General features: G+C 42.4%; 26 protein-coding genes. 11 read left to right on the top strand and 15 right to left on the bottom strand.

The window, feature by feature from the left end:
* Positions 1-162 (bottom strand): hypothetical protein, encoded by a 162-nt coding sequence (locus ACFOUY_RS15865; protein ID WP_378962047.1) that lies wholly within the window; start codon positions 160-162, stop codon positions 1-3.
* A 1-nt stretch (position 163) separates the two neighbouring features.
* Positions 164-703 carry a DUF6934 family protein gene (locus ACFOUY_RS15870; protein WP_378962049.1) on the bottom strand — a complete coding sequence of 180 codons (540 nt, stop codon included), beginning with the start codon at positions 701-703 and terminating at the stop codon, positions 164-166.
* 233 nt (positions 704-936) lie between these two features.
* Between ACFOUY_RS15870 and ACFOUY_RS15875 the strand changes: the two genes are divergently transcribed.
* Together ACFOUY_RS15875 and ACFOUY_RS15880 are read left to right on the top strand one after the other, a co-directional pair.
* Entirely contained in the window at positions 937-1248 is a 312-nt protein-coding gene (locus ACFOUY_RS15875) for a hypothetical protein (protein WP_378962091.1), read from the top strand.
* Positions 1208-1363, top strand: coding sequence for an HNH endonuclease (locus ACFOUY_RS15880; protein ID WP_378962088.1), 156 nt, complete (start codon positions 1208-1210; stop codon positions 1361-1363). The genes ACFOUY_RS15875 and ACFOUY_RS15880 overlap by 41 nt, the downstream gene beginning before the upstream one ends.
* A gap of 150 nt (positions 1364-1513) precedes the next feature.
* On the opposite strand, the gene ACFOUY_RS15885 is transcribed toward ACFOUY_RS15880, so the two are convergent.
* A complete protein-coding gene (locus ACFOUY_RS15885) occupies positions 1514-3010 on the bottom strand; it encodes a Fic family protein (RefSeq protein ID WP_378962050.1) in 1497 nt (498 codons plus the stop codon).
* An 835-nt stretch (positions 3011-3845) separates the two neighbouring features.
* Between ACFOUY_RS15885 and ACFOUY_RS15890 the strand changes: the two genes are divergently transcribed.
* The 7 genes from ACFOUY_RS15890 to ACFOUY_RS15920 all read left to right on the top strand — a co-directional run bounded on the left by ACFOUY_RS15890 (position 3846) and on the right by ACFOUY_RS15920 (position 11075).
* Positions 3846-5237 carry a TolC family protein gene (locus tag ACFOUY_RS15890; protein WP_378962052.1) on the top strand — a complete coding sequence of 464 codons (1392 nt, stop codon included), beginning with the start codon at positions 3846-3848 and terminating at the stop codon, positions 5235-5237.
* Positions 5238-5244: 7 nt separating this feature from the next.
* The gene (locus ACFOUY_RS15895; protein ID WP_378962053.1) at positions 5245-8466 is read left to right on the top strand and encodes an efflux RND transporter permease subunit; all 3222 of its coding nucleotides are present in this window, start codon (positions 5245-5247) and stop codon (positions 8464-8466) included.
* A gap of 13 nt (positions 8467-8479) precedes the next feature.
* A complete protein-coding gene (locus ACFOUY_RS15900) occupies positions 8480-9559 on the top strand; it encodes an efflux RND transporter periplasmic adaptor subunit (RefSeq protein ID WP_378962056.1) in 1080 nt (359 codons plus the stop codon).
* A gap of 67 nt (positions 9560-9626) precedes the next feature.
* The gene (locus ACFOUY_RS15905) at positions 9627-9857 is read left to right on the top strand and encodes a hypothetical protein (protein WP_378962058.1); all 231 of its coding nucleotides are present in this window, start codon (positions 9627-9629) and stop codon (positions 9855-9857) included.
* On the top strand, positions 9854-10420 hold the full coding sequence (locus tag ACFOUY_RS15910; RefSeq protein ID WP_378962059.1) for a hypothetical protein: 567 nt from the start codon (positions 9854-9856) through the stop codon (positions 10418-10420). Before ACFOUY_RS15905 ends, ACFOUY_RS15910 begins: the two co-directional genes overlap by 4 nt.
* A 29-nt stretch (positions 10421-10449) precedes the next feature.
* The gene (locus tag ACFOUY_RS15915) at positions 10450-10632 is read left to right on the top strand and encodes a hypothetical protein (protein WP_378962061.1); all 183 of its coding nucleotides are present in this window, start codon (positions 10450-10452) and stop codon (positions 10630-10632) included.
* 86 nt (positions 10633-10718) lie between these two features.
* A complete protein-coding gene (locus tag ACFOUY_RS15920; protein ID WP_378962063.1) occupies positions 10719-11075 on the top strand; it encodes a response regulator in 357 nt (118 codons plus the stop codon).
* A 73-nt stretch (positions 11076-11148) separates the two neighbouring features.
* Here ACFOUY_RS15920 and ACFOUY_RS15925 read toward each other — a convergent pair whose 3' ends face one another.
* The 12 genes from ACFOUY_RS15925 to ACFOUY_RS15980 form a co-directional block, all read right to left on the bottom strand.
* Entirely contained in the window at positions 11149-11538 is a 390-nt protein-coding gene (locus tag ACFOUY_RS15925; protein WP_378962064.1) for a YidH family protein, read from the bottom strand.
* A 343-nt stretch (positions 11539-11881) separates the two neighbouring features.
* Positions 11882-12337: a DsrE family protein gene (locus ACFOUY_RS15930; RefSeq protein ID WP_378962065.1), complete on the bottom strand. Its 456-nt coding sequence runs from the start codon at positions 12335-12337 to the stop codon at positions 11882-11884.
* Between the two features lie 3 nt (positions 12338-12340).
* Positions 12341-13420 carry a c-type cytochrome gene (locus ACFOUY_RS15935; protein WP_378962067.1) on the bottom strand — a complete coding sequence of 360 codons (1080 nt, stop codon included), beginning with the start codon at positions 13418-13420 and terminating at the stop codon, positions 12341-12343.
* Between the two features lie 12 nt (positions 13421-13432).
* Positions 13433-14773: an MBL fold metallo-hydrolase gene (locus ACFOUY_RS15940; RefSeq protein ID WP_378962068.1), complete on the bottom strand. Its 1341-nt coding sequence runs from the start codon at positions 14771-14773 to the stop codon at positions 13433-13435.
* A gap of 43 nt (positions 14774-14816) precedes the next feature.
* Positions 14817-15197 carry a DUF983 domain-containing protein gene (locus ACFOUY_RS15945; RefSeq protein ID WP_378962070.1) on the bottom strand — a complete coding sequence of 127 codons (381 nt, stop codon included), beginning with the start codon at positions 15195-15197 and terminating at the stop codon, positions 14817-14819.
* 86 nt (positions 15198-15283) lie between these two features.
* Positions 15284-15697: a DUF6691 family protein gene (locus ACFOUY_RS15950; protein ID WP_378962072.1), complete on the bottom strand. Its 414-nt coding sequence runs from the start codon at positions 15695-15697 to the stop codon at positions 15284-15286.
* Between the two features lie 10 nt (positions 15698-15707).
* Positions 15708-16265, bottom strand: a complete 558-nt coding sequence (locus ACFOUY_RS15955) for a YeeE/YedE family protein (RefSeq protein ID WP_378962074.1) — start codon at positions 16263-16265, stop codon at positions 15708-15710.
* A 162-nt stretch (positions 16266-16427) separates the two neighbouring features.
* Positions 16428-16766 (bottom strand): rhodanese-like domain-containing protein, encoded by a 339-nt coding sequence (locus tag ACFOUY_RS15960; protein WP_378962076.1) that lies wholly within the window; start codon positions 16764-16766, stop codon positions 16428-16430.
* 3 nt (positions 16767-16769) lie between these two features.
* Complete coding sequence (locus ACFOUY_RS15965; RefSeq protein ID WP_378962077.1) at positions 16770-17399, bottom strand: class I SAM-dependent methyltransferase; 630 nt, start codon at positions 17397-17399, stop codon at positions 16770-16772.
* A gap of 7 nt (positions 17400-17406) precedes the next feature.
* The gene (locus ACFOUY_RS15970; RefSeq protein ID WP_378962080.1) at positions 17407-18825 is read right to left on the bottom strand and encodes an MBL fold metallo-hydrolase; all 1419 of its coding nucleotides are present in this window, start codon (positions 18823-18825) and stop codon (positions 17407-17409) included.
* A gap of 88 nt (positions 18826-18913) precedes the next feature.
* A complete protein-coding gene (locus ACFOUY_RS15975) occupies positions 18914-19711 on the bottom strand; it encodes a sulfite exporter TauE/SafE family protein (protein WP_378962081.1) in 798 nt (265 codons plus the stop codon).
* A 111-nt stretch (positions 19712-19822) separates the two neighbouring features.
* Positions 19823-20464 (bottom strand): Crp/Fnr family transcriptional regulator, encoded by a 642-nt coding sequence (locus ACFOUY_RS15980; protein ID WP_378962083.1) that lies wholly within the window; start codon positions 20462-20464, stop codon positions 19823-19825.
* 339 nt (positions 20465-20803) lie between these two features.
* Between ACFOUY_RS15980 and ACFOUY_RS15985 the strand changes: the two genes are divergently transcribed.
* On the top strand, positions 20804-21913 hold the full coding sequence (locus ACFOUY_RS15985; RefSeq protein WP_378962084.1) for a helix-turn-helix domain-containing protein: 1110 nt from the start codon (positions 20804-20806) through the stop codon (positions 21911-21913).
* A gap of 57 nt (positions 21914-21970) precedes the next feature.
* The gene (locus tag ACFOUY_RS15990; RefSeq protein WP_378962086.1) at positions 21971-22438 is read left to right on the top strand and encodes a carboxypeptidase-like regulatory domain-containing protein; all 468 of its coding nucleotides are present in this window, start codon (positions 21971-21973) and stop codon (positions 22436-22438) included.
* Positions 22439-22489 lie beyond the last annotated feature (51 nt).

Below are 22489 nucleotides of genomic sequence, written 5' to 3' on the forward strand. Positions count from 1 at the left end.
CTAAATTGCTGCTTTCTTGTTGATATGTTTTAAATATTTTTTTGCGGCTTCGATTTTTTCCGGGAATAGTATCACACCTTTGAGTTGTGATAACACCAAAGCCATTACTGCAGACTCTGGTATCTTTACCAGATTATCTGTTTTTATGTTCTTTGTTTTCATATTACAAAGTTAGTGTTTTTTTCATTACTAATACTGTATCATACTTTTTATCTTTTTCAAAAGGTTCAACTGTATCTTGATTTCCACCTAAAAAAGTATAACCTTTTTCAAGTTCATCATAGTTAGTATTTACATACCTGGTGTAAACACTAATTCTTCTGTTTTGGTTTCTACACTCCCCATCTTTACAATTCTTTTTACAATCAGGCAGACAATTCGCTATAAAATCTTCTCCGCTATCGCTTCCCCTAACCATGAGTGCATAATCCGGATATTCTTCAAAAAAAAGTGGAATAGTATTTAACACAGTATTGAGCACATCGTATACGTCGCCATTTTCTGTATTCGCATTATCATTAATTTTACGAGTTACTGGATTGTAATCTCCGAAACCCAAGTTGAAGGTTTTCGTATCATGGTATAAGCCTACATAGTCATAAGCAATTACTTTGATCACATCTTGAGCACCCCGACTAACAAATGCAAACCTAATTTTTAGTCTAGATTTGTCCATTGTTACCTCATACCCTGGTTTTGCCATAATTTCGCGTTAATTTTCGGCGAATATAACAAAATTGCAGCTGATAAACTGTTGTTAGAACTAGGAATAGGCGTCCAGGTAAACCGATCCTTGTACAGGATGATAAAGTGACAAGCATTACGTAATAAAAATAGATTTAGTGGTAAGCTGTATATTTAGGATTGGTTCAAGGTTTATGGTTTTCACCAAAAGTGACGAAGAACCAATATCACCATAATATCCAGATAAATAGAATGATCGCAAAAAATCTTTTATTGGATACTTATTTCTCCGCTTATAAAGCTAATTATATATCTGCGAAAAATCATGGAGAAGGCTATCTGCACCAACAGGAAGAGTTTGTATTAAATGAACCAGTGGCAAACTATAGGCGGGTTATTATTAACACAGAAGAAGATATCTTTGTGCGTAACGGACTCTTCAAAAGGCTCATTCCTAAACTCTACGGTAATCAATGTAGTATTACGAGCATGCAGCTCAGTAGCACATTTGGCCACAGCTTTGTTGACGCTTGCCATATTCGTACCTTTCAACGTCAGTCATAATGACAAAGTCACAAATGGTATCGCTTTATGTCCAAATTTGCATCGTGCTTTTGATCGTGGACTCGTTAGCATCTCAAGGATTAAAGATATTGTTCAGTGTATCCATGCAGAGTAGCCGGCCATCCAGATTGCTCTCAAGGTCTAGGATTATTTTTAAACCTTCTGGCAATAGGAATATTCGCGAATTGAAAATCTTTTAAATTGAACGCTGGAGATAGGATTGTGAAATACCCAATATATGCTGCCTAATTCAAGCATTCCTGGTTTAGTTGTTATCAAAGATGTCGTTATAGATTTTTTCCATTTCCGCAAACTCTTCCTCAGTGATTTCCTCAAAATTTTTCTTCCTGCGTTTTGGGAAAACACCCTTATTTTGATGTAAGAAGATGATAACTTCGTTTAATCTTCTATCAGGCATGTCTATTAGGTTTTGCAGTTCCCGCTTTAACTCATCATACCGTTCTAAAAAATGAAGTTCTTCAGATAGGTCCTGCTTAATTGTCGCTTGTATAGTAGTAGCGAGATAAGCACATTGTTGAGTTAGATCAGGGTATCGAAAATACGCATTGACTTCCTTGGGATTAGTGATTATTATTTCTCCTCTTTCGTCCCGTTTGAACTTTATTCTCTGCATTAAAGGTTTGGAATAATTCTCTAACGCTGCATCATAATCTCTCATATTGTTGACCATATGCGCAGATACAGGTATGATTAACCCATGCTCCGAAAGTCCATCACGGGTCAGCATATCATGAATTAAAAACCTATGGATTCTTCCGTTTCCATCCTCAAATGGATGAATAAATACAAACCCAAACGCGATGATAGCCGCCCTCACTACAGCAGGCTCACCAGTTGTTTTTTCTTCCAACTCAATTAGACCCTCCATCATAGATTTAACCATATCAGGCGGAGGACATATATAATGATAAATTTCCTCCATGCGATAGTTGGTTTGCCCAACAAAGTTCTGAAAATTTCGGAAACCTTTCTGAGCATAGCGTTGATCGACAATGGCATTTTGCAATTCAGTTAGGCTTTTGACATCAAGCACTTCAGCGCTCGGAGCAGTTCCAGCTTTATACAAAATGGCTATAAAGCGGTCGATTCTTTCAGGCGACGGCTTTTCACTCTCTATTTCGTATGAGGACTTGGTTTCTTTCCTATATAAATATTGGGTTGCCCTTTTAAAGACTTCAGGGGAAAACTCTTCTTTTAATTCTTCAATCTCTGCTCTATAATCAATATCTAAGACATCCTCTATGGCCTTTGTACGACGGACAATCGGGCAGAATTTTCGCCCTCCTAAGAGGTTATCATTAATTCTCCATCTGCTATTCTTGATCTGCTTTCCTGTAACATACTGTTCTTCATCCAATAAATTCACGTAGTTGCCGCTGGGTTCAGTAGTAAGATCAAGTTGCTTACCAGTCAACCATTCATAAAGAAACCCCAGCTTCCTGCTGTATTTACCTGAAGGGCTAGCAGAAATAAACTTATTTAGTTCTTTTCGATCTGCACTTGCAAATACCGCACTTAGGAAATCAAGATTAACATCTTCATATTTTAGAAGGAACTCTAGATGGTTCGGTACCGTATTGCCCCCAGAAGCGTATTTCGGCCCAAACTGCTGATCTAGAGTACCATCAGCTGCCATCTCTATCTTATTTTGAGTCCCGATAAAAGACCGTTTTGTTACTCCGTACCCTTCTAGATTCAAATGTTCTTTTAACCATTCACTACCTACTTTGTTCTTTGCCATTTTTTTCAGTAAAACGTATATTATTTCAGTAAATTTAATAAAATACCAATATAAACCAGTAAAACAATTAAAAAATCAATAAAATTAGTATGAAAGAGCTTCCATTAAGTAAAACAAATCTAGTGTTTGTAAAACGAATAAAATCAATTAGCTATTGAGTAAAACTGATTACAAGGGGTCAAATGAATTGGTTTATGCACAATATGCATATGCATCAACATATACTCGTTGTTGATGTTTTGTAACGGTTTTGTTGCTATTTATTCTCTCATCTTTTTAGATTAATGCGGATTTTAGCGCCGATATATTTAGGTTATTAAATTTGAAGGGTTTGAAAGTTAAGCAGGTACCAAATTGCTCTATAATTGGAGTTGTTTTGCTGTACTTGTGTATCTCTTTGGGCAATATCTTTTTTTTATCCAATCTATCCCTTTTAGAGTCAGCCAGGGGAATAAAATCAGCCTCCCAGTACAGTGGTAGCTTTTCTCCGCTTGGAAAGGATTCAAAAATTACCAGACAATTTAAGTGTATCCTTGATGAACGCAAGAAAACCGTGATTCCTGTTTTGGAAGCTTTTCTTATCGGCATCATCTTATTTTTAGGGCTTTCACTTTTAGCCTCCAACCTAAACAGGTATTTTCTTGAGATCAGATACAGGATTGCCGGATCAGTCCCAATTTATATTTCCAACCAGGTCTTTCGGATCTGAGATTTATCTCCAAATTTCTTTTCTGACAGGTCCTTCATATGATGAAGTGACGACGGCCGGTTAATCACCGAGTTTCCTGTCCTAAACGTCCGTCAAATCTTTTTCCTTAAATTTTAATTTAAAGACATGATCCGTATTAAACAGATTTTCTGTTTGTTCCCACTTTTATATATGGGGCTGGAAAGCCATGCCCAAACCGCTCCAAAACCCGTCGGGATCGTCGATCTAATCGATCAGGTGACCGCTTTTTCACCTTCACTGGCCGCTGATTCAGCAGAAGTGGAGATCCGTGCTGCTCAGTTAAAAGAGACCGCGGCGAATGCCCTTCCAAACCTGAAACTTAATTATCAGGCAGATCTGGGCTCAAACAATAACGTGGCAGGACCTTATATGGCCTTTGGTATAGTTCCCTCCAATTCCAGGGGCGTTAGAACTGAAAGCACTACGAAAGCTGCACTTACTAACCTTGGCATTGTCTCCCTTGATTGGGAGGTCTATAATTTTGGTGCCTACAAGGCCCAGAATGCAGTAGCCAAATCAGAACTTATAGCAGAGCGCTCCAGGTTTGCCCAGCGCCGATACCAGACCAGGGCCGTCGCCATTGATGATTACTTGAGCCTACTAAAGCTTCAGGATATGCTATCTATTCAAGCAAGCAATATCAGTCGCAATGAGCAGATCAACCGTTCGATTTTATCCCTTGCCAGAAGCGGTGTACGTCCAGGTGTGGATACCAGTATCGCAGGAGCCGAACTCTCCAAATCAAGGCTGAATTATATTGAAATGGACAATACCTATAAACAGGTTCAGCTCGACATTGCAGCAATCAGCGGGCTAGAACCAAAAAGTATTGTTGCAGATAGTACGATCCTCGACCGATTAAAATCGCTCGAGGTAAACCTATCGGTAAAGTTGACGGACAGTTCAAGCCATCCGTTGCTTGATTTCTACAAAAGCAATTACCTAAGCAGTGTTGAGAAGGAAAATTTGGTTAGAAAAGCCTATAATCCGAAGATAAGTCTTCAAGCTGCGGCATGGTCAAGGGGATCAAGCATTGATGCCAATGACAATTTCAACAGTCTATCCAGTGGTCTGGAATGGCAACGGGAAAATTACCTCCTGGGTGTAGGTGTTAGTTATAACCTCTTTGATCTGCGCAGGCGTCAGTTGAAGCTCAGGACCCAAAAGGCCAGTAGCAATTTTTACTTAAAGGAACTACAGCAGGAAAGGTTAATGTTATCAAATGCCGCCCTTCAGGCAGGCCTTGAAATCAGTACTGCGCATAAAAGACTCGATGAAATACCAAATCAGCTAAAGGCAGCGGCCGCAGGGTATCGCCAGAAGCTCTCCCTTTACAAGAACGGGCTGACAGACATCATTGAGCTCAATGCAGCCTTGAACATCCTTTACCGTGCAGAAACCGATTTTGTGAATGCAAAGTACCTGTACATTCGGGCTCTTTTTCAAAAGGCTATTGCCACCAATCAAGTAGATTCACTGTTAAACGCATTAAAATAATAAAGATATGTCAATGGTTACCTCGGCCTTGAAAAAGCCGATTACAACAGTGGTGATCACCGCGAGTTTACTGCTCTTTGCAGTGCTCAGTGCGCTGAAGATCCCAATAGATATTTTTCCCCAACTTAATTCTCCAACTATATATGTTATCGAATCCTATGGGGGCATGTCTCCACAGCAGATGGAGGGTTTCTTCTCTACCCGTTTGCAGGATCAGTTCCTTTACGTAAACGGTGTAAAGAATATCACTGCCAAGAACATTCAGGGACTCACCATGCTCAAGCTGAGTTTTTATGAGAGCACCAACATGGCCGAGGCATCTGCACAGGTTGCCCTCCAGGTAAACCGGGCCATGAAGTTCTTTCCACCCGGAGCACTGCCTCCGCAGGTAGTCCGCTTTGATGCCTCTTCACTGCCCGTCGGCCAGCTTGTGCTCTCGGCCAAATCTCGCAGCCTGAAGGAAATCTATGATATGGCGGCAACGCGTATCCGACCCATGTTTTCCTCGGTTGCCGGACTTTCGGCGCCACCACCATTCGGTGCCAATTCCCGCTCGATTACCATTAGTGTAGATCCAAGCAAATTAAGGAGTTATAATCTGACTCCGGACGAGGTGGTAGGGGCTTTATCCAAGTTCAATGTCATGTCTCCTTCGGGAAATCTAAGATTGGACAATACGATGATGGTAACCTCCATGAACTCGCTGATAAAGACTGTAGATGAATTCAACAATATTCCCATAGCCACAAAAAACGGCGTTTCGATATTGGTTAGAGATGTGGCGAGAGTTGCAGATGCAGCAGATGTTACGGTCGATTATGCACTGATCAACGGAAAACGGTCGGTTTATATACCGGTTGTAAAAACTGCAGACGCATCAACCTGGTCGGTGGTTAAATCCTTGAAGGCCAAAATTCCGGAAATGCAGAGTCTCTTGCCGGACGATGTCCACATCTCCTATGAATTTGACCAGTCTGTGGCCGTTATCAACTCGGTAAAAAGTCTGATCACTGAAGGTGGTTTGGGGGCACTATTAACAGGTCTTATGGTATTGTTGTTCCTGCGTGACCTTCGAAGCAGTCTTATCGTGGTGATTACCATTCCAGTATCGATTTTAATCGGCGTTCTTTTACTGGGCATGTTTGGTCAAACCATTAATATTATGACCTTGAGCGGTTTGGCACTTGCAATTGGGATTCTGGTCGATCAGGCAACGGTTACGATTGAAAATATCCACCAGCACTTGGAAATGGGAAAACCCAAACGCGAAGCCATTTACGATGCCTGTGAAGAAATTGCATTCCCGCTGCTGCTCATCCTGCTGTGTATATTGGCCGTTTTTGCGCCATCTTTTATGATGAACGGGATACCAAAGGCGATGTTTTTGCCACTATCCCTGTCCATTGGCTTTACCATGATTGTCTCCTTTATTGTGGCTCAGACCCTGGTTCCAATTCTATCCAACTGGATGATCAAGGAAGAACGTTATCAGCACTATGACCATGGTAAGATCCATGCCCATGCAGGGGAAGCCTTGGACGAAAGGGAAGGAGAGCAGGTAGAGAAGCATCTGCAAAATGAAAAGGATGAACCAGAGAAAAACGATTTCTTTGAACGGGTCAAAGTGAGATTTATGGCGATCATCGAGCGGTGGATGCCGATGAAAAAGGGAATTGTCGGAATTTATCTTTTTGCCGTTATTATCCTTGCCGGACTGGGCTTTGTGTTTATTGGAAAGGATATGATGCCAAAGCTCAATAACGGGCAGTTCCAGATCCGCATCAAAGCGCCGGACGGTACCAGGTTAGAGCGCACCGAAGAGAAATTTAAGCAGGTACTCTCCATCATCAATCAAACAGTAGATAACCATGTCGCAGTTAGTTCTGGATACGTTGGGCTCATTCCAAGCAGTTACGGAACCAGTAACTTATATATCTTCAATACCGGTACCCACGAGGCCGTGTTACAGGTGAACCTTGATGAAGATTACAAGGTAAATATGGATGAGCTGAAAGATGCGCTGAGAAAGAACATCGCTTATAAACTTCCTGATCTGCGTATTACCTTTGAGCCGATTGACATGACCGAAAAGATCATGAGCCAGGGTGCTGCCACACCGATTGAGATCAGGGTAGCGGGAAAAGATATGGTCCAGATCGAATCTTACTCTAATAAGGTTTTGGCAAAACTTAAAAAAATAGATTATCTCCGTGATATCCAGATTGCTCAACCCCTGCATATTCCCGTAGTTTCTATTACCCTTGATAGGTTAAAGGCGGCGCAGTTTGGACTTAATGTTGTTGATATTGCAAGGTCAGTTACCGCGAGTACCTCATCTAGCCGTTTTACCGAGAAGAACCAATGGCTCGATGAAAAAACTGCCTACACCTACCAGGTACAGGTACAGGTTCCCGAATATGTGATGAATACCATGGATGAACTTAAGGAAATTCCTTTGGTCAAAGGGCAGAGCAGTCCGGTACTTGGCGACATCGCTACTTTCAATACCAGTTACCTTCCTGGGGAATATGACCGCTCCGGGCCAAGACGCTTTCTGACCGTGAGCGCAAACATTTATAAAAAGGATCTGGGAACGGCAACGGCTGATGTAGAAAAGGCCTTAAAATCCGTTGGCACACCACCGAAGGGACTCACGGCAGAAGTGAAAGGTATGTCGAGCCTGCTGACCGAGACGCTGTCTTCTCTTCAGGGCGGACTAGCCTTTGCGATACTCGTTATCTTTCTTCTGCTTGCAGCCAATTATCAGTCTTTCAAGCTTTCGCTGACTGTGCTTTCGACTGTTCCGGCAGTAATCCTGGGCTCACTGACTGCGCTGTTATTGACAGGTTCAACACTTAACCTGCAGAGCTATATGGGTATGATCATGTCTACCGGTGTTTCGGTAGCCAATGCGATTCTGATCGTGACCAACGCCGAAAAACTTAGACTGGATTACAAGGATTCTACCCGAGCGGCCATCGTTAGTGCCGGGATCCGTTTAAGGCCGATCTTAATGACCAGTTTCGCGATGATAGCCGGGATGATCCCGATGGCCTCTGGGTTGGGCGAATCCGGAGAACAGACCGCGCCGCTCGGTAGGGCTGTTATTGGCGGGCTATTCTTTTCAACCCTGGCTGCGCTCTTCATCCTTCCGCAGGTTTTCGCCTGGGTACAGAAAAAAAGCAGCTTAAAAGAACCCAACCTAATGCCTAGAAAAACAAAACTTTAAAATGATAAACAACATGAAAACCAGATTCATTCCCATTATAATTATTATAAGTTCTCTGGCCGCTTGTGGCGGCAACCAGAAGCCTGTGGACATCAGTCCGGAAAAAAACGGCAAGGAAGCCAAATATGAAACGGCTAAGGTTGAAGAAGAGGCCCTTTCGAGTTTTACCCGCATTCCCGGCGTGCTCAAGCCTTTCAACCAGGTAAACATTTTTCCAAAGGCAAACGGCTTTGTGAAGGCGATACTAGTCGACTTAGGGTCGAAAGTGACCAAAGGCCAGCTGCTGATGACTTTGGAAGCACCAGAGCTCGAATCACAACTGCAATCGGCAAATTCCCGCTACCTGCAGGCACGTGAGACCGCATCGGCGAGCAGTGAAAAATACAGACGTCTGAAAGAGGCTGCAAAGGAAGAGGGTTCGGTATCTCCCTTAGAGCTTGACAATGCGCTTTCCAGGATGAAAGGAGATAAGGCCATAGCTGAGGCTGAGCGGTCAAATGTATCCTCAGTACGCACCATGCAGGACTACTTGAAAGTATATGCACCTTTTGACGGGGTGATTGTGGACAGGAATGTATCACCGGGAGCATTGGTATCAGCAGGTAAATCTTCTGACCTGCCTATGCTTGTATTACAGGACCTCACCCACATGAGGCTTGAGGTGTCCATACCTGAAGATTATGTGGACAAGGTGGACCTAAGTCAGATGGTCAAGTTCCGCTTTAATGCGCTGCCGGGAGAACAGCACCAGGCAAAGATTAGCCGGTCTGCAAATTCCCTTGGCAATATGCGCCAGGAAGTTGTGGAGGTTGACGTGGCCAATAAAGACAATCGTTTAAAGGCCGGAATGTATGCAGAGGTTGAAATCCCGCTTAAATCCGGTTCTACCTCGCTTCTTGTGCCTAATTCCGCTATCGTACGTTCTACAGAAAGGAAGTACGTAGTGGAAGTTGCAAATGGTAAAGCAAAGCTCGTTGACATTAAGGAAGGGATGAAGGGAGCAGAGATGACCGAGATTTTTGGTTCCATCAAAGCCGGCACAGAGATAATCTCGCCTGCGAACGATGAGATCAAAAGCGGTCAGACGCTATAATACTTTGCCAGGCGGTGGTATCCGCCTGGCAAATCTTTTTATTAGTCAGATAAGAAAAAAGGAAAATATGAAAGATTTAGAATTTAACCATGAGTTTGAAATCGGGGGAAAACACATCTGCATAGATGTCCCAAAAGAAAAATGCAACCAGGTCTACATCGAGGGAGAGCTTGTTGGAACAGTCTGGGAGTGTAAAAAACAGGGTGTGATATCGTTTGTATCACGAGATTTTAAGCTTGCTCCATACCTGGAAATCATTGCAGCCGAGTTAAACAATTTTTACAGTACCTCCTTATGAGTACCTATGCCGGATGGACATATAAATGTTTTGTAATCTCGTTCCTGTTATTGATGATTGTAAAGGTACAGGCACAAGATCAAGCTGCCGTCCCTAAAATATCGGTGGGCTTTGTCATGGGCTTTCCGACAGGGAAGACTGCCAAAACTTATGTAAATGGATATGGGGCTTCAACAAAAGTCGAATTAAACTTTACCAAACACCTCAACCTGACAGGGTCTGCGGGCTATATGACTTTCCGCTATAGAGATGAGGTAAAAAAACGGCTCGATTATTTAGGAGAGCCAACAAGTATGAATGGCGTTGTTCCAATTAAAGTCGGAGCAAAATATTACTTTGAAGGTATCTATTACGCTGCCCTTGAGATTGGTGCAGCAAATACTCTTGGAGACGGGCTGAATACCTCTTTTGCCTACGGACCAACTTTGGGTGCCAGCATTCCAATTTCGAAGCATTATAGTGCAGATCTCGGCCTTCGTTATGAGGGTTGGAAAAGCAGCGCAGGGCAGGTTTCCTTTTTTGGGCTTCGTTTGGCTCTGGCAATTTCAGGAGCTAAAAAATAATAGGCAATATTTAACCTAAAATTTACATTATGAAAGAGAAAAATATTTCACAGCCATTTGAAACTTTTAACCATAATAAATCCTTATTAAAGGGTGAAGATCATGCATATCACTCCGCAAACCAAGATAGGGAGGTTTTATTGCGTTACCTGCTGGAGCGATTGAACTTGGAAACCGGCCATCTCAGTGAGCAGCGAAAAGTGAGAAAGTAGTGGGCGTTTTGGACATTTGAAAAGCATTCGTAGGAATGGCAAATCAGATTTATTATAACTGGGGCAACCCACAATATGCAAAGTAAATGGGAAAGATGATATATCTTTTGGAAGATGATGAGGGTATAAGTGAAGTATTAAAGCTTCTCTTTGGCGGCGAGGGATATGGGGTTTCCTCGTTTTCGTCGGTAAGCTCTTTTATGGATGGGATAGGTGAACATGCTGCAGATCTTTTTCTGCTGGATGTTATGCTCCCTGATGGAAACGGCATTGAAGTATGCAGGTACCTTAAGTCGTCGGAGAAAACTCGACAGGTTCCTGTTATCATGATGAGTGCGCATGCGGACCGTTATGACATCAGAAGGGGCTGCGCTGCGGAGAATTTTATTCAAAAGCCTTTTGATATTTATGACCTTCTGCGTTTGGTAGCGAAACATATTTGACCTGTAATATAGTACGGCTTCTCTCAAGTTTGCTATCCGCGCTGATAATCAGTGTTTACATGTCAGAGATTCCCTAAGTTGTTCTAACAAGGTATATCAACAAAAGGATGCTTGAAATGAAAATAACCACAGTTAGGATTTTGATGAGTGTAGAGGAATGGTAATAGCTGCCTTGATTGATTAGAACGTGGGTTTTTTGATAGCGCAGAAATGCCAGAATGATGGTCAGTGCGCCTACCCCGACAAGAAGGATTCCTATCCGCTGTGAGTTGCCGGTTTGGTGTACGACAGCTTTGGTACCAAGTGCCAGAGTGATCTGCTTGATAAAAAGTGAAAACTTTACAACCACAAAACCAAAACCCATAATTCCTATACTGGTTCTTATCCAGGCGAGAAAAGTACGTTCGTTGGCCAGATGGTCACCGGTGTTTGATTTAGGAATGGCTTGTTCTTCTTTTTCCATTGTGATAATATTGGTTGGCCGGTCAAGGCACAGCTGATTAACAAAATTTTATCAAGTGCTGTTTGGATGAGAGGGCTTTTTTAATTGTGTAGCTTCTCGACAAAATCCATAGCATTTTAAAATACTCTAATCCGCACAGCACATTCGATGATAAACAATTTTGTCGGACCCTTTGAATATGAATGTTGTCGGCCTCAGTCATTGATATATAATCATGACAATAGTTTTCATCATTTTCGGCCCCGGATGAAATGGATCCGGTACAACTGATCATAATCTTTGCATTGGATCGAAATGCAAATTTACAGCTTTTAACCGTTCAGTGGCCGTTTTGGTTTTTACATCAGGGATGAACGATTACCCATCCTTCCGCCGAACGGATGATGATCTCTCCATTGCCGCTTGGAACAAAGCTGATGAAATCGAAAAGATCTGATTTATCAATTTTCCGCTCACGAACGGTATTCTCGCACTGCGCCAGGATTACCCCTTTTGACTTTAGCGTATTAAGCTGATTGAGGAATTTTCCATCCGTGCGATAAACCGCCACGCCATCCCCGAAGGCGATGAGCTCAACCTCCAGTTTTCCCTTTAGTCTTGGATCCTCCAAAGCATTGTTAATGTTCCTTAGTGTTCCGGAAATGTGTTTTTCCTCCGAACTATTAAGCACATATAGCGCTTTATATGATTTCTTTTTTGCAACAGCACCCGTAAAAGGCTTTTTTGTCTCCTGTGCGCATACATTTGTGGTGATGGCCATCACGAGAACAAAAGGGAATAAAATCAGTAATTTTTTCATTTTCTATTTTTGTTGTTTGAGAAGTGCGTGCTGTTTTTCTACTTCAATAAATGGACCATATTTATGCTGCTCTTCGCTGAAGGAATCTGCGTATGGCCCGAATGGATAATCTATTGGCTTTGTGTACAGGTTTTTATAATCATTTTTGGAATCCATGTGCGGTCTGGGCTGCGCATTTACAAAAGCGGCTACGTCCCACGCTTGCGCATCCGTTAAATTCGGATCTTTGTAGGTTGCACCATAAGGCATGTTATTTTTGACAAAGCCTGCAAAATTTCCAAGCCTGAACATTCCTGCACCATCATTATAGCTGTCCCTGCCCCACAGGGGAGGGTAAATGTATCCTTTTTCATCGGGTGAGGCAACGCCTTTACCCGTTTCTCCATGACAGCTACTGCATTTAGAGGCATATACCATTTTCCCTTTTAGGGGATCTGCAGGCACATCCAGATATGGGATTTTTTTTACCGAATTATCCGCAATGGAATGTGCGGCGTTCTGTTTTTTTCCAACCCATTTTAAATAGGCGAGCATGGCCAGCATTTCCCTGGAATTTCTTCCCGGCGCTTTGCCGTTCAAGCTTCGCTCAAAGCACTCAGCAATCCGTTCAAAGGCTTCTTCCTTTCTCCCGCTTCTTGCGCTCATTTTAGGAAAACCTGCATAAAAGACTGAAAAATTATTCGCAAAGGGCCTGGTTCCTGCATCCAAATGGCAGTTCTGACAATTCATGCCATTAGTTAGCTTTCCTACGATGCCTTCGGGCCCTAAATAGTATGCAGTACGGACAATCAAATTCTTTCCATAAATGATCAGATCAGCATAAGCTTTGCCCTGAAGCTGTATCGTATCAGGTGCCCTCCAATATTCGGGTTCGGGAACACGGCTCTTTAAAGGCTTTATTTGATTTTTTTGAATGGGTGAATTGGGCTTATCAGCATAGATGCCTTTTGGAAGATGAAATCCGCTGAGCGCTAAAACAAGAGAAAACATGACTACAACGAATAGACATGATGTCCATGCCAGATATTTTCCAAGCCGGGCAAATACATGCAGTTTCTCTTCGTTATTTCTTTCTGTTTTCAACCTTTTAAAATATTAATTCTGAAAATCTTTTATCGCCTCACCAATATCAAGCACCTTTTGTTTACCATCAATAATGGAAGAAATCAGTGAGCTTGCAGCTGCACTCCTGTATCCACCGGCGCAGTGTACCGCTATGGGTTTCTCCAGCGGAATTTCGCTTATCCTCTCCCTTAAATTTCCCAGAGGAATATTTATGCTGTTTTCAAAAATACTTTTCTCCATCCGTTCTGTTTTGTTCCTAACATCCAAAATGGTATATTTATTTTGGTTGTTTTTAAAATTTTGGATATCGATACCTTCATCCTGCACGGTTTCTGTAATATTCACAAAACCGCCAGCGAGCTGCGTTTCATATCCAATTGATGCGGTCCTTGCGATAAGATTATGCAATGTAGGAAGATTTTCTGCTATAAGGTAATAGGGCTCTTCAGGCTTCACAATGCTGCCCAGCCAGGTTTCGAATTTATTTCCATCCATGATGTTAATAGCACCTGTGATATGACCTTTCTTAAAAATGTCTTCCCTTCGGGTATCGATAATTAGGGCATTTGGTTTTAGGCTTTTGCCTGATTCAATGATTGGAACAGCACTTACTGAATCTTCAAACAGTGCTGCGCCTTTCTTGTTCAAGGCCACATCAAAAGGGAAGTAGAATGGAATAAAGGGCTGATTTTCATTTAATGCGCTCACAAAATCCGCCTCAGTCATTTCTTGCAATGACCAATTATTTATTTTTTCAGCACCAATGGTACTGTTATTGGCCTCGCTCAACGCTTTTCCGCAAAGTGTACCTGCCCCGTGTGCCGGATACAATATAACTTCATCTGAAAGCTTCATCAGTTTGTCCCTTAATGAATGGTACATCTGGGAGGCAAGGAAATTCCGTTCTGCTTTTGCATCACCTCCATTTTCCCGTAAGTCAGGCCTTCCGCAGTCACCGATGAAAAGGGTATCCCCGGAAAATAGCGCTTTTTGTTTCCCTTCGTGTTCGAGCAAAATACTAATACTGTCTGGAGAATGCCCCGGGGTATTGATTGCCCTTAATGTGACCTTTCCCAAGTTTATCGTCTGGTCTTCATCAAATGGGGAAAACAGGTAGGACGGAGTATTGAGTTTACTGCAATATATTGTTGCGCTGGTCTTATTATGGATTTCCAGATGCGCACTCACAAAATCCGCATGCGGGTGCGTTTCGATAACGCCAACTATTTTAGCCTGGTGTCTTTCGGCAAAATGGTAATATGCGGATGGATCTCTGGAGGGATCGATCAATATGATTTCATTCATGCATTCGCTCAGTACCGCGTAGCTGTAATGGGAAAGGTGCTTGTCTTCAAATTGTTCTATTTTCATGTGTTTTTGTTTTTGATTAATGTGTTTACGGTTTTCTCTGCCTTTACTTGGTATACATCAAATTTACCCATTGGCGGTTTTTCGCTCTGTAACGTTTCTCACAGAGCCCCGAAACTTGTCGGCAGTTTCTGCCTGCACTTTTATCATACTTGATTGGAGAGAGTATATGCAGCAAAAGGGTCCTGGCATAACGGTAGTTGAAGGTGAATAATAGGATAACCGGTGCAATGGTGGTTGCGATGATTGCCCACTGATCGTCTTCACCAAAGATCATGAATGCCAGAATGCCTGCATTGACAAGTTCTGCGACAATGAAAACATAGCTCACATACATCGCTCCGATAAAGAAGCCTGGCTCTATCTCGTAATTCAGGTTGCAGCAGGTACATTTTTTATTCATTTGATCATATTTCCAGTGAAACATGGAATGGGTATATAATTTTCCCTTTCGGCATCTTGGACATCTGTGGTCTATTATTGCCCTTAGTTTGCTCATCGTGTTCTATTTTATTAATGAGGGAGCTTGCTTTTCACCGCTCCGTATAGATAAGTTCCCAATAGGGCACCAAGAATCACCACCGCCATACCAGCATATCCGCTTCCAAGGTTAACAAACATAGGGCCGGGACAGGCGCCGGTGAGTGCCCAGCCCAGACCAAAAATGGTGCCTCCAAGTAAATATTTAACGTATGCTTTATCTTTGTCGTGGAAGACAATAGGATTTCCGGAGATATCTTTGGCTTTGAATTTTTTAATCAGGAATACTGCAATTACGCCAATTACAACGGCCGTGCCGATAATTCCATACATATGGAAAGACTGGAAACGGAACATTTCCTGGATCCTGTACCAGGAAACAGCCTCAGACTTGGTCATAATGATTCCGAAAAGTGTTCCTGCAATAATATATTTTATAAATTTCATTTTTTTAGATTTAAAAGATAAAGGGCATGATTAGGAAAGTCATGATCAGGCCGCCTATAAAGAAACCGATTACGGCTATGAGTGATGGTACCTGCAGATTTGAAAGCCCGGATATGGCGTGGCCAGAAGTACACCCTCCAGCATAGCGTGATCCAAAACCGACTAGTAAACCACCGATGAGTAGAATAGCCAGCGTTTTCAAATCTTTCATCGCCTCTAGTGAAAATAGACTGGATGGATTAAGTCCGCCATCAAACTTAACGCCCAATTGATTTAAATCGGCAATTGTAGCTGTAGATAGTTTTACGGGAGATGAACTGCTAAGGTAATTTGTAGCAACAAATCCACCTAGTACGGAGCCAATAAGGAACATGAGGTTCCAGACCTGGTCTTTCCATTTAAAATCAAAAAACTTTACTCTTCTGCCTGCTCCGGCTATACTGCACACCGTTCGCAGGTTTGATGAAAAACCAAAAGACTTTCCAAAGAAAAGTAAGGTGAGCATAATCAGTACGATCATGCTGCCCGAGAAATACCAGGGCCAGGGTTGTTTAATAAAATCTATCATGTTGTTTAAATGAAATGTTAAAGTTCGTAAGTATAGTTGTTGCCAAAAGATTATGCATATTGGAGTTTGAGCCGGTTAATTGTCGAATCATTTGAGCGAAATGTTTATGCAAAAGAAACCAGCGCCACTTCGGGTTATAGGTTAATATTTCTTTTATATTTTTTATTTTGGCCATGCGCTGATCCCTCCGGCCAGGCTGAATGCCTCAAACCCAAGTTTTCTCATCTCCAATACTGCTGAGGAGGATCGGTTTCCGCTTCTGCAGTATACGAAATACCGCTTGCCCTTATTCAGCTTTGCAAGTTCTGTAGCAAAGCTAGAACCAAGGTAATCAATATGTACTGCTGAGGGTAGCTTGCCTGTAGCATACTCTGATCCTGTCCTTACATCTAAAAGGATTCCGGTCCCGCTTTTTTTTAACTCGTTTTTGAAGTGGTAGCCATCAAGGTCGTAGGCCCCCGTTGAAAAGAAACTGCTGATCATCTGAAATAATTTATTCATTGTTTATTGAATCTGATTGAAATTTATTTTTTTAAAGCAGCAGAACAGAAAATCCTGCGACCTCTGCATTGGGGTAATGTGCTGCTGTGCCCTGCATTCAATGTTTTTAAATCCGTCTTTGAATAGCTCGCACAGCGTGTTTTTACTGTATCTGGATACTAGCAGCCCACTGCATTTTTCTGGTCCGGTCAGCGAAAAGGTAGCCATCACCAGGTATTTGCTGGTAAACTGCCCTGCCATTTGGACGTTGCTAAAAATTTCCTCTGATGACCTAAGGAAATGAAAAGTGGCCCGGTCATGCCAGAGGGCATAATTTCTTTGCGGTACAAAATCCCTGATATCTCCTTCAATCCATTTTATCTTGGCGGAACGTTCTCCAAGCCTGGTCTTTGCCTTTTCCAGTGCACGGGCTGATATATCCACCACGGTGATATCGCTATAACCTTCCTGAAGTAGGAAATCCACAAGCAGGCTGTCTCCTCCGCCGATATCGATTATCGGAGCTGATTTGTCCAGATTGAAGCTCTTGATCATCTCCATTGACCCGGTGGGGTAGTCTTGCGTCCAGCTGACCTGGTCAGCACTTTTTTCGAGGTAAACCTTTTTCCAGTGCATTTTTTTCTCATTTTTCATATCCTTTTTATCTTAAGGTACTTGGACATACAAATGCTGTAGTCTTCATATATCCGTTTTCCTGTATCGCCTTAAAGCCACCTGCCACATCAATAAGGTGGTGATATCCTCGTGAGCGCATAATGGAATTAAAAATAACAGATCGGTAACCACCTGCGCAGTGGACGAAGTAAGTCTTTTGTTTATCAAGGCTGCCGAAATTTTCGTTGATGTAATCCAGTGGAAGGTTTACCGCTCCCTCCATGTGTTCGCTCAAGTATTCATTTGCCTTTCTAACGTCAAGAATATTTACCTCTGCTGTTTTACTGATTTCGGCGAGCTGAGCAGCTGAAACAGAATTTATCTGGCCAGTTTCCTTACCAGCTTTTTTCCAGACGCCGATGCCGCCATCCAGGTAACCTACTGCGCCATCAAATCCTACTCTTGATAAACGGGTGAGCACTTCCTCGTTTCTACCATCGTCCGTTACCAATAAAATTGGTTGCTTAATATCTGGGATTAAGGTGCCTACCCATGGGGCAAAATTCCCGTCGATACCAATATTTACTGAGTTCGGGATAAAGTCTTTTACAAAATCCTGTGGCGCCCTTGTATCAAGAATTACAGCTCCTGTTTCATTTGCAACCTGCTCAAAAGCATCAGGGTTAAGGGCTTGCATGCCTCTTTGCATAACTTTATCAAAAGCATCATAGCCATGGATGTTCATCATGACGTTTTGCGGAAAATAGGCAGGAGGCGGTAAAAGGCCATCAGTAAGCTCTTTTATGAATTCCTCTTTAGACATGTCTGTCCTAAGTGCATAATTGGTTTTCTTTTGATTTCCCAAAAGATCACTGGTCTCTTTACTCATGTTTTTTCCGCATGCGCTACCCGCACCATGCGCCGGATAAACCATAATATCATCGCTCAGAGGAATGATTTTGTTGCGTAAAGAATCATAAAGATAACCCGCAAGGATTTCGCTCGTCAGTTCGCTCACCAGCTTTTGTGCCAAGTCGGGCCTTCCCACATCACCTATAAACAGTGTATCGCCGGAGAACAGGGCAATATCTTTTCCATGCTCATCGATTAGCAGAAAACAGGTGCTTTCCATGGTATGTCCCGGAGTATGTAGCACTTTAATCTTTGCCTCACCAAGCGCTAAAATTTCTTCGTCCTGTGCCCCATAAAAATCGAAGTCGGGTTTTGCATTAGGCCCATATATGATTTTTGCGCCGCTTTCATTAGCCAGATCAATGTATCCGGATACAAAATCGGCATGGAAATGTGTTTCTAACACATATTTAATTTTTGCGTTGCTTTTTGCCGCACGATCCAGATAAGGCCTAGACTGGCGAAGTGGATCAATAATGGCGGCCTCTCCGTTGCTTTCGATGTAATAGGCACCCTGTGCCAGACAGCCGGTATAAATCTGTTCTATAATCATGATTGTAAGATTAATATTTCAAAATTAGAGTTTTGTTTTCTCCGCTTTGGTGACTTTGGTCACATCGCTTATTATTATTTTATAGATTTTACTTTAGAACCACTTCTTTTAGGATAATGTAGCAGCCCATGACCAGCACAAACCACCCGAAGCCTCTCTTTAGCTTTCCCCCGTCTATTTTCTTGCTCATCATTCCGCCTGCAAGGATGCCTGCAATAGCTACGGTGGTAATCTTGGCCAGAAAAATCCAGTCTATATGGAAATGTCCAAGGTCTCCGGTAAATCCGATAAGCGAATTCAGCGCAATAATAAATGGGGAAGTCCCCACCGCCTCCTTCATTGGAAGACCAACGAGTATAACCAGCGTCGGAATGAGCAGAAAACCTCCTCCTGCGCCTAAAAATCCTGTTGCCAGGCCAATTGAAATCCCATAAAGCAATAGTTTTTCGACTTTTAGTTTTGGTCTTTCCCTTTCAGCTGAAGTTTCATCTTTTCCACCCCTGATCATCGCTAACGCAGCTGCAACCATAAGGACGGCAAATAGTACCATCATGAGCATATTTTCAGTGAGTTCAAAGCTTCCGATTTTAAATATGCTTTTCGGTATGTTGGGTATGATAAGCTTTCTGGTGAAAAAAACGGTGGAGATGGACGCGCTTCCGAATAGCAGCGCCGTTTTGATGTTGACCAGGCCACGTTTGAAATTTCCGAAAGTACCAATAAGGCTGGTCGAGCCAACAATAAAAAGTGAGTAGGAGGTAGCCAGCAGTGGGCTGACTCCAAAGAGATAAACCAGCACGGGCATGGTCAGTATAGAACCGCCACCACCGATCAGTCCGAGAGAAATGCCGATCAGGGCAGAGGCAAGGTAGGCAAGGATTTCCATTTTTGTTATTTTTTCAACAAAAATCGGATTCTCGACATCGGATGTAGGTGACTTTTGTCACACTACGTATTTTTTTTAAATATTTTTGTGCTAAATATTTTTGCTTCTTTTTTATAAAAGATATTCAATGTAATTCCGGTGCATAGCGATTGCTCCAGCCTGTTCCATTTTTTTGAGCAGTCTTGATACGACCTCTCTTGAGGTATTCAGGTCGGATGCAATCCCACTATGGGTAAGTTGCAGCTCTTTTGTGTTCAGATCGGCCGATTGTTTTTTAAGGTAAAAGGCGAGGCGCTCATCCATAGCTTTAAAGGCGATGTTATCAATAACAAAAAGGAGTTCCTCAAAACGCATTCTGTAAGTCTCGATAACAAAGTAATACCATGTTCTGAAATCCCGCATAAGTGTATCCATCAGGGCAATGGGAATCATCAGCACTTTGGTCTGTTCGATTGACTTTGCCATCACCTGGCTGGTTTCCTGCTTGGTTGCGCATATCATTGAAAGTGCACAGGCATCACCTGGCTGAAGGTAGTACATAAAAAATTCTTGTCCATCTTCCCCTTCTCTGTAAAGCTTTACCATGCCTTCTACTATAAGTACTGTAGAGCGCATATTCTGCCCGGTCTGCATCAGCATATCTCCCGCATTAAAATTCCTGAGCATGGCATTCTCGATAAGTATGGTCTTAAGCGCAGGTTCAAACTGCGGAAAAAGTCTATTGATGTATTCCGCAATAGTGGTATCTTTCATTCTAGGTGTTTTAGATTTTAAAGATAGCTATACTCATGGGCTGCGCCAAAATTCTTGAAAATAATGATTTAAATTCACTTTTGATAACAATCTGGATAAACAAAAATAGGTTGACCCCGTTCCACCAGAAATAAATTTGATGTAAATTATTGCTAATCTTTATCTAATGTTTTGGCTAAGAGGGGGCGGTTAGATTGGTTTTTCCACTAACCTCTTCCGCGCTGGAAAACCGGATGTGGTTCTCAAATTTTTTGCCCGAGGGAATACTTTAATCACTGGTTTTTCAGCATGCACTACATCTGAATAGAATTTGATGTTCAGTTCCTTTTCATCGGTCTGATGATCAATAAGCTTATCCTTTTTTTGAAGCGAGGCATAACGCAGGAACGACTTGCGGACCGGTTGCTGGGAACTTTTTGTTTCTTGTCGGCATTATTTATCTTTCCCTGGATGTCCGGGTTTGCCGGCTGGTACGATACCCAGCCATATAGGGAATTTCTTTTTTACACCCCCTTTATTCATGCGCTGTTTTTTGGCCCATTGCTGTATTTTTATTTAAAGAGCCTGACCAATGCCCATTACAGATTAACGAGTAAAGACTGGCTGCATTTCCCCCCTGGCTTCTTATATCTGCTCTGGTGTTTACTAGTGGTAATCACAGATAAGTTGCTTATTGGAAACTACTACCTGATGAACGGCAAAACCGACCCGGACTTTGACGCCTGGTACGGCTGGACATGGGGATTAAGTATTTTGATATACCTGGTCCTGGCTATACGTTATCACCGCCAGTATATTATATCTTCTGACTTTGAGTTTTCATTTGCAGATGCCGCCAGCTTCAAATGGTTGCGCAACTTTCTATATGCCTTCGCACTATTAACCATATTGCTCCTTTCAGAACACATCTTATCAGCTTTCATCGAACTCTTCTATGTCCGCGCGTGGTATTACTTCTTCGCTTTTGCAGTGGTCACCTATTATATGTCCATAAGCGCCTACAGCGCGAACCCTATCATTAAACTCAATTTCGAACCTCGTCTGCTCAACTCTTACATCCAACCTTTGAAGCCCGTGGCCGGAAAGATTGTACTTCCCCCTGAGGATCAGTCCTGGATGGAAGGATGGAAGGTAAAAGTCGATGAGCTGATGGCTGCTCAGAAAATTTACCTCGAACCTGAACTGACCCTGACTGATCTCGCCAAAAAGATCGGCACCAATGCTTCTTTACTAAGCAAAGTGATTAACGGCGTTTATGGAAAAAACTTTAATGATTATGTGAATGAGTTCAGGGTAAAAGAAGCGATCCGCCTGTTGAAAACTCCCCCTTACCAGAATTTTAATCTTCTGGCAGTTGCTTACGATGCTGGTTTTAACTCCAAATCCACTTTCAACCGGGCCTTTAAAAAGGTGACTGGAAGAAGCCCCAAGGATTATATGGTGAATTAGTAGGCTCAAATCATGTTCTGAAGCGATGGGGGCAGGATATAGCTTCACTTTTGAGCTATGAAAATATTACTGCTTATTTTTATTTGTTTCAGTGGGTTGAATGCCTTAGCTCAGGTGAATGGTAAAGTCACTGATGAAAAAGGACAAGGATTACCCGGTTCAGTTATTCGTTTGTATACAAAAAGTCAGCTCAGCAAAACGATTTTAACCCACACTGCAGGTTACTTCAATGCGAATCTACCTGGATTGGATCAACTTATTATTACCGCACTCGGCTACAGGCCTGATACTGTATACACTGTTCAGCGGGCATTGGGCACGATACGACTTCAACCAGTGGCCAGTCAGCTTAAGGATATAAGTATCCAAGCCAGGCAGTCCATGATCCGGCAGGAAACTGACAGGAGCATAATCAGTGTAAACCAGAGCGTAAAAAAACTGGCAGCTAACGGGCTGGAAATTGTAGGGCTAGCGCCCAATGTCATTAAGTTAAGGATTTTTATATTGCATCTTTTTGATTTTTAGTTACTTTAGGTTTCACTCTGGCTCTGAACTTATCCTTATTCCTTTGATTTG

Origin of the sequence: Pedobacter jamesrossensis (assembly GCF_042650905.1) — a bacterium.
Classification (GTDB): domain Bacteria; phylum Bacteroidota; class Bacteroidia; order Sphingobacteriales; family Sphingobacteriaceae; genus Pedobacter; species Pedobacter jamesrossensis.